The 12,292-nt window shown below is 70.6% G+C and carries 9 protein-coding genes; 8 read left to right on the forward strand and 1 reads right to left on the reverse strand.

The window, feature by feature from the left end:
• Positions 1-45 precede the first annotated feature (45 nt).
• From AB0F81_RS06570 to AB0F81_RS06595, 6 genes are all read left to right on the forward strand, one after another.
• Positions 46-1,236: a hypothetical protein gene (locus AB0F81_RS06570; protein WP_360192002.1), complete on the forward strand. Its 1,191-nt coding sequence runs from the start codon at positions 46-48 to the stop codon at positions 1,234-1,236.
• A 275-nt stretch (positions 1,237-1,511) separates the two neighbouring features.
• Positions 1,512-2,687 carry a Cmx/CmrA family chloramphenicol efflux MFS transporter gene (locus tag AB0F81_RS06575; RefSeq protein ID WP_360192005.1) on the forward strand — a complete coding sequence of 392 codons (1,176 nt, stop codon included), beginning with the start codon at positions 1,512-1,514 and terminating at the stop codon, positions 2,685-2,687.
• A gap of 137 nt (positions 2,688-2,824) precedes the next feature.
• Entirely contained in the window at positions 2,825-4,117 is a 1,293-nt protein-coding gene (locus tag AB0F81_RS06580) for an MFS transporter (RefSeq protein WP_360192008.1), read from the forward strand.
• A gap of 14 nt (positions 4,118-4,131) precedes the next feature.
• Positions 4,132-6,579: a glycoside hydrolase family 78 protein gene (locus AB0F81_RS06585; protein WP_360192011.1), complete on the forward strand. Its 2,448-nt coding sequence runs from the start codon at positions 4,132-4,134 to the stop codon at positions 6,577-6,579.
• Positions 6,576-8,762 (forward strand): glycoside hydrolase family 3 C-terminal domain-containing protein, encoded by a 2,187-nt coding sequence (locus AB0F81_RS06590; protein WP_360192014.1) that lies wholly within the window; start codon positions 6,576-6,578, stop codon positions 8,760-8,762. The genes AB0F81_RS06585 and AB0F81_RS06590 overlap by 4 nt, the downstream gene beginning before the upstream one ends.
• The gene (locus tag AB0F81_RS06595) at positions 8,759-10,216 is read left to right on the forward strand and encodes an NAD(P)-dependent oxidoreductase (protein ID WP_360192017.1); all 1,458 of its coding nucleotides are present in this window, start codon (positions 8,759-8,761) and stop codon (positions 10,214-10,216) included. Before AB0F81_RS06590 ends, AB0F81_RS06595 begins: the two co-directional genes overlap by 4 nt.
• 21 nt (positions 10,217-10,237) lie before the next feature.
• Here AB0F81_RS06595 and AB0F81_RS06600 read toward each other — a convergent pair whose 3' ends face one another.
• On the reverse strand, positions 10,238-11,233 hold the full coding sequence (locus tag AB0F81_RS06600; protein WP_360192020.1) for a LacI family DNA-binding transcriptional regulator: 996 nt from the start codon (positions 11,231-11,233) through the stop codon (positions 10,238-10,240).
• Between the two features lie 309 nt (positions 11,234-11,542).
• On the opposite strand from AB0F81_RS06600, the gene AB0F81_RS06605 reads away from it, so the two are divergent.
• Both AB0F81_RS06605 and AB0F81_RS06610 read left to right on the forward strand, forming a co-directional pair.
• Complete coding sequence (locus AB0F81_RS06605; protein WP_360192023.1) at positions 11,543-11,917, forward strand: DUF1330 domain-containing protein; 375 nt, start codon at positions 11,543-11,545, stop codon at positions 11,915-11,917.
• A gap of 63 nt (positions 11,918-11,980) precedes the next feature.
• The gene (locus AB0F81_RS06610; RefSeq protein ID WP_360192026.1) at positions 11,981-12,256 is read left to right on the forward strand and encodes a hypothetical protein; all 276 of its coding nucleotides are present in this window, start codon (positions 11,981-11,983) and stop codon (positions 12,254-12,256) included.
• The last annotated feature ends 36 nt before the right edge of the window (positions 12,257-12,292 follow it).

Below are 12,292 nucleotides of genomic sequence, written 5' to 3' on the forward strand. Positions count from 1 at the left end.
TTCGATCCGATGCGGGCTGCCTGCCGTAGTCCGTATCGCTGAGACATGTATCCCGGTGAATGGGGGTGCCAGGTGGCCGATCAGTTCGACCGGGCGTCGTCGGGTCCGCGACACCCGAGCGTCGGGTCGCGCCTCTGGTTCCGCAGCAACACCGACGGGCCGGTGGACGTCACCGATGCCGGCGGCGGATCACCAGCCGGCAACTCGATGGCCGGCCGGCCCACCGTCCCGTTCACCGGCAACGCGCCCACCCTGCCGCCGAGCAGCGTCGCTGAGGAGATGCCGGTCGCCGGGCGGCCGGTCAGCGCGCCGCCCATCGGCTCCCGGCCGATCGGTAACGCGCGGGCGGACGCTGCTCCGGTCAGCGCGCCGCCGGGCCGCTCCGGTCCGCGGGTCGCAGGCCGGGTCGTGCTCATCTATGAGCAGCAGATCCGCAGACCCTGGCGGCTGTGGGCGTTCACGGCGGTGCTCGTGTCGTTGACCGTGGGGGTGGTGCTGGGCCAGGCCGAGGCCTACCAGCCGGCCGCTTCGCGTTCGGCAGCCGGGCAGGCGAGTTCGGCTGTCCCGGTGGTGCAGCCGTCCGCCGCGATCCCGCCCTCGGCGCCGGTGCCGCTGACCGCTCCGCTGGGCGCGATCAAGCAGCGGCGACTCGAGATCACCGGCGCGGCGACCACGTTGCGCATCCGTACGGCGGATCTCGGCGAGTCGCTGTTCACCGTCACCGCGGCCGACCAGAGCGCCGCGCCCCAGTTGACCGAGACCGGGGACGCCTCGCTGCTCACCCTGGTCGCGGGGGCGACCGGCACGGTGGGCGCCGAGGTGGTGCTCAACGTCAAGGTGGCCTGGACACTCAAGCTCACCGGCGGCGCGATCGACCTGGACGTGGACTCGCGTTCCGGCGGTCTCGTGGGTGTCGAGCTGGCCGCTGGTGTCTCCCGCGGCGTGCTTCAGCTGTCCCCGCCCGGCGGCACGATGCCGCTGGTGATCGCGGGCCCGGTGGGGGAGCTGACCGTTCGTACGGGGAGCGCCCCGGCCCGGGTGCGCCTGGGCAAGGGCGCCGGCCGGGCAACGGTCAACGGCAAGTCCCGGCGCGGCGTCAAGGCCGGCGTCGTCCTGCGCGACGACGGCTGGCCCGCCGCGGCGGACCGGTATGACATCCGTGCCACCGCTGAGGTGAGCACCCTCCTGGTCGAACGGTTGCCCGCACGTGCCGGAACCGGCGCCTCAGGCCGGTGACCCGACGGTCATCGAGCCACGAGCATGACGACACAGAGCTGATCGCCAAGCGAAAACCGGTTGCCTGATGACCGGTGGGCTTGAGTAGGGTTTGCGCCATGTCGAGCCCTGAGGCAGCCAAGGTGGGGGCTTTCGGTCACGCCGTCAGCCCCCTGAGCCACTGAGCTCATAGCCCGCCCCCAGCAGCCATGGCTGCGTGGGACATCGGCGCGCACCCTGGGCGCTGACCGCGGTGACGAGACGTCTCCTCGTTCTCTCTCACCTCGGAGCTCTCGATGCCTCTGCCTCTCTACCTGCTTGCCCTGGCGGTCTTCGCCATGGGCACCTCGGAGTTCATGCTCGCCGGCCTGGTGCCGGACATCGCCACCAGCCTCGACGTGTCAGTCGCCGCCGCCGGACTGCTGACCTCGGCGTTCGCCGCCGGCATGATCGTCGGCGCGCCGCTGATGGCAGCGCTCGCCCGCCGATGGCCGGCCCGGGCCGCCCTGCTCGGCTTCGTGCTGACGTTCGCCGCGGCGCACGTCATCGGCGCACTCACGACGAGCTTCACCGTCCTGCTCGGCACCCGGGTGATCGCCGCCCTGGCGAACGCCGGCTTCCTGGCTGTCGCGCTGAGCACGGCGGCCACGCTCGTCGCCGCTGATCAGAAAGGTCGGGCGCTGGCGGTGTTGCTCTCGGGTACGACCGTGGCCACCATCGCCGGCGTTCCCGGCGGCGCGGTGCTCGGTACGGTGCTCGGCTGGCGGGCCACCTTCTGGGCGATCGCGTTGCTCTGTCTGCCCGCGGCCGTCGGCGTCGTGAAGGGCATCCCTTCCGCGGCGGCCGGTAAGGACGCTCCGGCCGGCCCGTCGCTGCGAGACGAGATCGCCCAGCTCGCGGCGCCCGGGCTCGTCCTGGTCATGCTGCTCGGTGCCCTGGTCAACGCGGCCACCTTCGCCACGTTCACCTTCCTGGCGCCGATCGTGACCGACACCGCCGGGCTGGGCGACCTGTGGATTCCGGTCGTACTGGTGCTGTTCGGTGCCGGTTCGTTCGTCGGGGTCACTCTCGCGGGACGGCTCTCCGATCAGCGTTCCGGTCTCGTGATCGCGGTCGGCGGCCCGTTGTTGCTGCTCGGGTGGGTCGCAATGGGCGCTCTGGCCACCCAGCCGGCAATGCTCCTGCTCCTGACGTTCGCACAGGGCGCGCTGTCCTTCGCGGTGGGCGGCACCCTGATCGCCCGGGTGCTCTATGCGGCAGCCGGCGCCCCCACCATGGGCGGGTCGTATGCGACCGCGGCGCTCAACATCGGCGCCGCCGGTGGGCCGATCGTTGCGGCGGCGACGCTCGGGACCGGTGCCGGCGACCTGGGCCCGGTGTGGGTCAGCAGCTTGCTGGTGGGGGTCGCGCTGCTCATCGCCCTGCCGCTGCGGCGATTCCTCGCACCCCGCGTCGGCCAGCCCATTCGGTAAAAGGCGGGAGCCCCAGGCACTTGCGCGCGCTAGTTAGCGATGCTTAACTTCCTCGAAACTAGTGCGCGCTAGTGGCCTGCAGCACTGACAGCAGGCCGGCGCCGTTTCGGCTTCGCACCTGTTCGTGGAGGACTCCCGTGACCCTTGCCGCCGGCGATCCGCCGCCACCGGCCATACCTGCCGAAACACCCCCCGCCGACGGCGTCGAGAGGGTGAACGCCACCTACATCTGGCTGATCGTCGCGGCGCAGTTCGGTGTCTTCGTCGCCTTCATCACCCCGATCGCGATCTCCCTGGCGATCCGCGTCGGCCAACTCGCCCCGGGCCACGAGGAATACCTCGGCTATATCACCGGCACCGGCGCGCTGGTCGTGATGCTGCTCGGCCCGATTCCCGGCATCCTCAGTGACCGCACCCGCACCCGGCTGGGCCGCCGCCGGCCGTGGATGATCGGCGGCACCGTCCTCGGCGTGATCTCCCTGGTCGTGATGGCCCTGGCCCCGAGCGTGTGGATCCTCGGCCTCGGCTGGATTCTCGCCCAGCTGGGATGGGGAACGGTGCTGGGCAACCTGCAGAACTCGACCGCCGACCGGCTACCGGAGGAGCAGCGCGGCAAGGTCGCCGGGCTCAGCGGCTTCGCCCAGCAGATCGGCCCGGTGCTCGGTGTCGTGCTCGCCGGAGGCCTGGCCGGCAACAGCCTGCTGCTGTTCCTGGTGCCCGGCGCCGTCGGCGTCCTGCTGGTCGGCCTGTTCGTGCTTCTCGTGGCCGAGCGCGACAGCCGCGGCCGGGACCTCGGCGCCCCGTTGAACGGCAAGGCACTGGCCGCCAAATACGTCTACAACCCCCGCCGTTACCCGGACTACTCGTGGAACTGGCTGGGCCGCTTCCTCTTCTACTTCGGCCTCACCCTCAACACCACCTTCACCGCGTTCTTCTTCGCCGCCCGCCTCGAGGTCACCGTCGAAGAGGTCGCCGGTCTGATCGCCGTGCTGGGTGGGGTCGGTGTGCTGGCCACCGCGGCCGGTGCGATCGGCGGCGGGTTCCTCTCCGACCGGCTGCACCGCCGCCGCCCGTTCGTCCTCGCCTCCGGCGCGGTGTTCGGGCTCGGCGCGGTGCTGATGGCGATCGCGCCGAGCACGCCACTGCTGTTCGCCGGATCGCTGATCTGCTCGGTCGGCATCGGCGGGTTCGCCGCCGTCGACCAGGCGCTGCTGCTCGACGTGCTGCCCGAACGCGAGACCGACGCCGGCCGGTTCATGAGCATCACCGGGTTCGCCACCTCGATCCCGCAGGCGGTCGGCCCGTTCGTCGCCCCGCTGTTCCTCGCCGTCGGCGGCGGGGAGAAGAACTACACCCTGCTCTACCTGGTCGCGGCCGTCTGCACGGTGCTCGGTGGCCTGGTCGTCCTGCGTATCAAGTCCGTCAAGTAAGGAAAGGCCCCTTCGTGTCCTTCATCAGTGCCGCGCCGGGTGAGCACGCGGTCTACTTCCGCCGCGACTTCACCGCCGCGAAGCCCGTCCGGGCCACCCTGCAGGTCACCGCTCTCGGCATCGTCGAGCCCTACCTGAACGGGACCCGGGTCGGCGACGACGTGCTGACCCCCGGCTGGACCTCGTACCGGCACCGCATCGACGTGCGCAGCTACGACGTCACCGACCTGATCACCGAGGGCGAGAACGCGGTCGGCGCGATCGTCGGCGAGGGCTGGGCGTCCGGCCGGCTGGGCTGGGAGAACAAGAGCGCGCACTACACCGACCGGCCGGCGCTGTACCTGCGGCTCGAGCTCGATTTCGGTGACCGGGTCGAGACGATCACCAGCGACGCGAGCTTCCGCGCCGGGTCCGGCGCGGTGCGCGCCAACAGCCTCTACGACGGTGAGACGTACGACGCGCGCCTCGAACCGCGGGGCTGGGACCGTCCCGGCTTCGACGACTCGCAGTGGGCGCCCGCCCAGCTGTTCGAGTGGAACCTCGACGCGCTGAACGAGCAGCCCGCGCCGCCGATCCGCCGGATCGAGGAACTCGCCCCGGTCGAGATCAGCACCAGCCCGTCCGGGAAGACGATCGTCGACTTCGGGCAGAACATCTCCGGCTGGGTGCGCTTCACCGTCACCGGCGCCGCGGGGGACACCGTCACCCTGCGGCACGCGGAACTGCTCACCCCGGCCGGGGAGCTGGAGACCGAGCCCAACCGTACGGCTGAGGCGACCGACCGCTACACCCTGCGCGGCGGCGAGCCGGAGACCTGGGAGCCGCGGTTCACCTTCCACGGGTTTCGCTACGTGCAGGTCGACGGGCCGATGCCGGAGTCATTGACCGCGGTGGTGGTGCACAGCGAGATGACCCGCACCGGCTGGTTCGACTGCTCCGACGACCTGATCAACCGGCTGCACGCCAACACGGTGTGGTCGATGCGGGACAACTTCGTCGGCGTGCCCACCGACTGCCCGCAACGCGACGAACGCCTCGGCTGGACCGGAGACCTGAACGCCTTCGCCCCGACCGCCGCCTTCCTGTACGACGTGCGCGGCGTGCTGCGCTCCTGGCTGGCCGACCTGGCCGCCGAGCAGAAGGCGACCGGCTTCGTGCCGTGGGTGGTGCCGGACGTGACCTCGACTCCCACCCCGCCGACCGCCCTGTGGAGCGACGCCGCGGTCAGCGTGCCCTGGCTGCTCTACCAGGAGTACGGCGACCCGCAGATCCTGGCCGACAGCTACGAGTCGATGGCCGCCTTCGTGCGCCAGGTCGAGGGCCTGCTCGACGAGCACGGGCTGTGGAGCTCCGGCTTCCAGTTCGGCGACTGGCTCGACCCGGACGCCCCGGCCGACAACCCGGCCGGCGGCAAGACCGACCGGCACCTGGTCGCCTCCGCATACCTGTGCAAGACCACCCGGGAGATGGCGCAGGCCGCGGCGGTGCTCGGCCACGCCGAGGACGCCGCGCACTTCACGGCGCTCGCCGAGAAGGTCCGGGCCGCCTTCCGCCACGAGTACCTCACCGGATCGGGCCGCGTCGTCAACGAGTCCGCCACCGCCTACGCCCTGGCCATCACGTTCGGCATCCTCGACGACGACCAGCGGACCAGGGCCGGCGACCGGCTCGCCGCCCTGGTCGCCAAGGCCGATTACCGGATCTCCACCGGATTCGCCGGCACCCCGCTGATCACCGACGCGCTCTCCAGCACCGGCCACCTGACCGAGGCGTACCTGCTGCTCACCCAGAAGCAGTGCCCGTCGTTCCTGTACCCGGTGACCATGGGCGCCACCACGATCTGGGAGCGCTGGGACGCCGTGCTGCCCGACGGCACCCTCAATTCCACCGGGATGACCTCGCTGAACCACTATGCGCTCGGCGCGGTCGCCGACTGGCTGCACCGGGTCGTCGGCGGTCTCGAACGCACCGAGCCCGGCTGGCGGCGGATGCGGATCGCGCCCCGGCCCGGCGGCGGTCTGACGAGTGCCCGGGCGGCACACGACACCGTGCTCGGCCGCGCCGAGGTGGCCTGGCGCATCGACGGCGCCCTGATGTCGATCGAGGTCACGGTGCCTGAGGGCAGCGAGGCGACCGTGGTGCTGCCGCTGCACCCGGCCGACGCGGTCGAACAGGTCGGCCCCGGCACCCACGCCTGGCACTACCCACTGCCGGAGGACTTCGGCGTCCGGCAGGAGTACACCATGGACACCCCGCTGAAGACCGTCGCCGACGACCCGGTGGTGTGGCCGCAGGTCAGCGCGGTGTTCGCCAAGTACTTCCCCGGCATCCCGATCGACGGCTCGGCCCCCGAGGCCGCCGCGATGTCGCTCACCACCGTCCTGCAGTACATCCCCGGCATCCCCGCCGGCCTTGAGGACGACCTGCGCGCCGCGCTCACCCCGGAAGGAACCACCCGATGATCGACATCTCCGCGCTGACCCTGGAGCAGAAGGCGTCCCTGCTGTCCGGCCGCGACCTGTGGTCGACCAAGGCGGTCGAGGACGCCGGCGTGCCGTCGATCGTGCTCACCGACGGGCCGCACGGTGTCCGCCGGCAGGTCGGCGCCGCCGACCACCTGGGCATCAACGGCAGCGAGCCGGCCACCTGCTTCCCGCCAGCCGTGGCCGTCGGCTCCTCCTGGGACCCGCAGGTCGCGACCCGGATCGGCCAGGCCCTCGGCGTCGAGTCCAAGGCCATCGGCGTCACCGTCCTGCTCGGCCCGGGCGTCAACATCAAACGGTCACCGTTGTGCGGCCGCAACTTCGAGTACTACTCCGAGGACCCGTACCTCTCCGGGGTCTTGGGCGCCGCGCAGGTGCGCGGCCTGCAGGGCGAGGGGGTGGCCGCGTCGGTCAAGCATTTCGCGGCCAACAATCAGGAGACCGACCGGATGCGCGTCAGCGCGGACGTCGACGAGCGTGCCCTGCGCGAGATCTACCTGCCCGCCTTCGAACGGGTGGTGACCGAGGCCGGCGCGGCCACCGTGATGTGCTCCTACAACAAGATCAACGGCGTATACGCGTCGCAGAACCGGTGGCTGCTCACCGATCTGCTGCGCGACGAGTGGCGCTTCACCGGCCTGGTCATGTCCGATTGGGGTGCGGTCAGCGACCGGGTCGCCGCCCTCGAAGCCGGCCTGGACCTGGAGATGCCCGGCACCGGCGGCGTCACCGATCAGCAGATCGTCGACGCGGTCCGCTCCGGCGACCTGGACGAGACGGTCGTCGACGAAGCAGTCCGCCGGGTTCTCGCGCTGGTCGAGCAGTGGCCGGCTACCGGCGGGGAGTTCGACGCGGATGCCCACCACGCCCTCGCTCGCACGCTCGCCGCCGAATGTGCCGTGCTGCTCAAGAACGACGGCGCGACGCTGCCGCTGGACCCGTCGGCGGCCGTCGCCGTGATCGGTTCCTTTGCGGCCGAGCCGCGCTATCAGGGCAGCGGCAGCTCCCGGATCAACCCCACCCGCCTGGACATCGCCCTGGAGGAGATCCGGGCCATCGGCCGCGACGTGCGGCACGTGCCCGGCTTCACCGTCGACGAGGCCGTCGCCGCCGCCCGTGACGCCGACGTGGCGATCGTATTCGCTGGCCTCGGCGACACCGAGGAGTCGGAGGGCTTCGACCGGGAACACCTGGACCTGCCCACCGAACAGGTCGACGTCATCCGCGCGGTGGCCGGCGCGGCTCGTCGTACCGTGGTCGTTCTTGCCAATGGGGGTGTGGTCAGCCTGGAAGGCTGGCATGACCAGGTCGATGCGATCCTGGAGGGCTTCCTGCTCGGCCAGGCCGGCGGCGGCGCGATCGCCGACCTGCTCTACGGCGTGGCCAACCCGTCCGGGCACCTGGCCGAGACCATCCCGCTGCGGCTGCAGGACAACCCCAGCTACCTGAACTTTCCCGGCGAGCAGCAGCACGTGCGCTACGGCGAAGGCGTGATGGTCGGCTACCGGCACTACGCGAGCGTGCCGGCGCCGGTGCGCTACCCGTTCGGACACGGCCTGTCCTACACCAGCTTCGCCACCCGTGCGGTCGGCGTCGAGGTGACCGGCGACGACACCGTCGAGGTGACGGTCACCGTCGCCAACACCGGGAAGCGGGCCGGCAAGCACGTCGTACAGATCTACGTCGCCACCGATGCCGGCCCGGTGCGCCGCCCGGCCCGCGAGCTGCGTGCCTTCACCAAGCTCGACCTGGAACCGGGGGAGGAGCGCACCGTCACCCTGAGCCTGGACCGGCGGTCCTTCGCCTACTGGGACATCGAGCAGCAGGGCTGGGTGGTCGCGCCTGGCGAATACCGGATCCAGGTGGGCGAGAACGCCGCCACCGTGATCGCCGAGGAGAGCGTCACGCTGACCGGCGACGTGATCGCCGCTCCGCTGTCGATGGACTCCACCGTCGGCGAATGGTTCGCGCACCCGATCGCCGGGCCGGCGCTGATGCAGGGCATGGCCGCCGCGATGACCGAGGAGCAGCGGGCCCAGGCCGAGGAGCAGCATCACCAGCTGCGGATGGTCGAGTCCATGCCGATGCGCCAGTTCGCCGGGTTCCTCGGCGACGCGATCCCGCCGCAGGCCCTGGAGCAGCTCATCGAGGCGACTCGGTGAAACGGGTCTTCCTCACCGGCGGTACCGGCAACTGGGGCCGCCACATCCTGCACGAGCTCGCCGGCCGCTTCCAGGTTGTTGCACTCGTCCTGCCGGGTCAGCAGCTCGCTGCCATCCCTGACGTCGAGGTGGTCCACGGCGACCTCACCGACTACGAGACCGTTGAACGCTGCGTGCGCGGCGCCGACTTCGTGCTGCACGTCGGGGCGGTCGTCTCCCCGTTCGCCGACGACCACCCCGAGCTCGCCCACAAGGTCAACGTCGGTAGCGCCCGCAACATCGTCAACGCGGTCCGGGCGCAGCCCGACCCGGGCGCGATCGGCGTGGTCATGGTGGGTTCGGTCGCCGAGACCGGCGACCGCAACCCACCCCATCATTGGGGCCGGGTCGGCGATCCGCTGCGGGTCTCACACTTCGACGAGTACGGGCAGACGAAGGTGATCGCCGAGAAGGTGCTGGTCGACTCCGGCCTGCCGAAGTGGGCGTGGCTGCGCCAGACCGGCATCTTCCACCCCGGCATGCTGCAGATCCGCGACCCGATCATGACGCACTCGCCGTTCGCCGGGGTGATGGAGTGGGTCTCCGCCGAGGACGCCGCCCGGCTGATGGCCAACATCTGCGAGGACGACGTGCCGGCCGAGTTCTGGGGCGGCATCTACAACATCGGCGGGGGAGACGCCTGGCGGCTCACGAACTGGGAGTTGCAGCTCCGGATCAGCGCCGCGCTCGGCGTCCGAGACGTACGCACCTGGTACGACCGGAACTGGTTCGCCACCCGCAACTTCCACGGCCAGTGGTACACCGACTCCGACCGCCTGCACGCCCTGGTGCCGTTCCGCCAGGACACCTTCGAGCAGGCACTGTCCCGCGCGGTCGCCGCCAACCCGGGACTGGCCCGGGCCGGCCGGGTGCCCGGCTGGCTCGTCAAGCACCTGGTGATAAAACCGCTGACCCGCAAGCCGCGAGGCACCATGGCGTTCCTGCGCGACCGCGACGAGGAGAAAATCAACGCCTACTTCGGATCCCGCGAGCAGTGGGCGGCGATCGGCGACTGGTCGACATTCGTGCCGCCCGAGCCGGACCGAACCCCGGCCCTGCTGGACCACGGCTACGACGAGGCCAAGGACCCCGCCGAGTGGGACAGCACCGACATGCGGCAGGTGGCCGACTTCCGCGGTGGACGGCTGCTGTCCGACACCGTGGGTCGCGGCGACATCGCCAACCCGTTGCAGTGGCAATGCGCCGAGGGGCACGCCTTTCACGGCAGTCCCCGGCTGATCCTCACCGGCGGCCACTGGTGCCCGCGGTGTGTCCGCGACACCGCCGGATACACCCGTCAGGCCCGGCAGAACCGCTTCCTCGGCCAGCTGTTCACCGCGCTTCCGGAACCCCGGCAAAGCCAGCTCAGCCGTGATGGTCACCGGCACAGCAGCGGACGTTGCGCCGCACAGTGACGTGGCTGCGGTAGCGCTGACTCAGCCGCGCGGCGTGGCGGTGGACTCGCGAGGAACCAGGTTCGCCGCCACGTCCGGTGCGCCGCCGGGCGCCGGGCGCCCGTCGGCCAGGTGCAGGGCCTCCTGCGCCACGTGCCGGCCGACGCCGATGGTGTCCATCCGCACGCTCGACAGCGCCGGCACGAACATCGCGGCCAGCGGACTGTCGTCGTGCCCGATCACTGAGAGGTCGCCAGGCACGGACAAGCCGGCACGCAGGGCGGCGCCGGCCACGGTGGCCGCGATGTCGTCGTTGTACGCCACCACGGCGGTCACGCCCTGTGCCCGCCACTCCGCGACCGCTTTGGTGGCCGAGTCGTCGCGGTGGTCGACGTCGCGGGCCGCTGGGTCGTCGAGGCCCAGCCGGCGTGCGCACTCGCGGGCGGTCGCCAGGCGTTGCCCCTTGAGCGAGCTGAGACGCGGATCGGTGGTGCCGGCGAACGCGAGGCGCCGGTGGCCCAGCCCGTGCAGGTGCTCGACCTGCAGGCAGGTGCCCGTCGTGACCGAGGAGGCGGCGGCCTCGTCAGGCTGATGATCGGGATTCGGGTAGATCTTGGTGATGCCGCTGGCCCGTAACGACGCCACGGTCTCGGTGTCAAACGCCCCGAAGCCGACGACCACGTCCGGATCGAGGGACTCCCACAGCGGCCGGCTCTGATCGCCGGGATGCCGGGTGTAGGTGACCAGCGAGTATCCGGCCTCGTCGAGCGTGTGGGCGGCCTCCTCGAGATACTGGCGCATGCTGTGATCCAGCGGCCAGTCCGGCAGCACCAGCAACACCAGACGGCTGCGGCCACGGGCCAGGGTCTGTGCGGCCCGGTGCGGCCGGTACCCGAGCCGGCTGGCCGCCGACAACACCCGATCCCTGGTCCCGTCGGAGATCTTCTGTCCAGGGGTGTTGTTGAGCACGAACCCGACCGTCGCGCGCGAGACGCCGGCCGCCTCGGCGATGTCGGCGGCAGTGATGCGCCGTGTCACGGTGTCCCTCGCAAGGCTCGCTCGGTCGAATCCGTACACTATAACTTGCGCGTGCTAGTGGGCTGTTACCACCACAAGAGCATCTGACCAGCCACGTTTCTTGACCGGCAATGCCGGGCCGTGCCGCGCTAAGACCGCTTGCGCCGCGGTGACCGCACGGGCCGGAGCCGCCGTCATCGTTAGGACGTGCCGGAACGCGAGGTCATCCGACACTTGCACTAGGAGTGCAAAATCCCACTCCGGTTGGTGTGACCGTGGCCGGGGGTGGCTCGCGATACTTGCGCGGGGCGTCGAGAGAGAGGCATGTCGATGGCTGTGGATGCCGAGGGCGATTTCCTGACCGCTTTCCTCGCCGACGAGCCGGACCAGCCGGTGGTGATGCTCAACCTGCTGCGTTTCGCCGAAGGCGGCCGGGATCTGTATCAGCAGTATGCGAAGGCCTTCGGTGAGCAGATCGCACCGCGCTTCGGAGTCGAGGTCGTCTACGCCGGTGACGGCACCAGTGCGCTGATCGCCGAGCCGGGTCAGCAATGGGACGCGGTCCTGTTGGTGCGCTATCCGTCCCGGAAGGACTTCGCTCGCATGATCACCGACCCCCAGTACCAGCAGATCAGCCACCTGCGGTCGAAAGCGCTGAGCGAGGCGGTGCTTCAGCCGACACGCCCCTGGAGTCGGCGGCCCTGACCCGTTGCGCTACGACGTCCGCCGGCCTGGACGTCTCCCAAACTCGTCGACCCTGACATCGCGGTGATCGGCACACCCGCAATGATCGAATACCACGGCGCCATGCACATCGTCGCCCGCGGCAACGACAACAGCATCATCTGGCACTGGTGGGGCACCAACGGTGACACGTGGAACCGAGAGAAGCTCCCCGGAGCGTTCATCGGTATCCCGGACCTAGCCGTTTACGGCAACCAGTTTCAGGTGTCCGGCCGCGGGATTGACGGGATGCTCTACACCGTCTGGTATGAGAACGGCAGGTGGAGCACCAGCTACCACGGCATTCCTGTAGGAGATTAGCGGCTTCGAGACGCCGCTCGCAGGTGGCTGCAGACA

Source organism: Actinoplanes sp. NPDC024001, assembly GCF_040638955.1.
Lineage (GTDB): Bacteria > Actinomycetota > Actinomycetes > Mycobacteriales > Micromonosporaceae > Actinoplanes.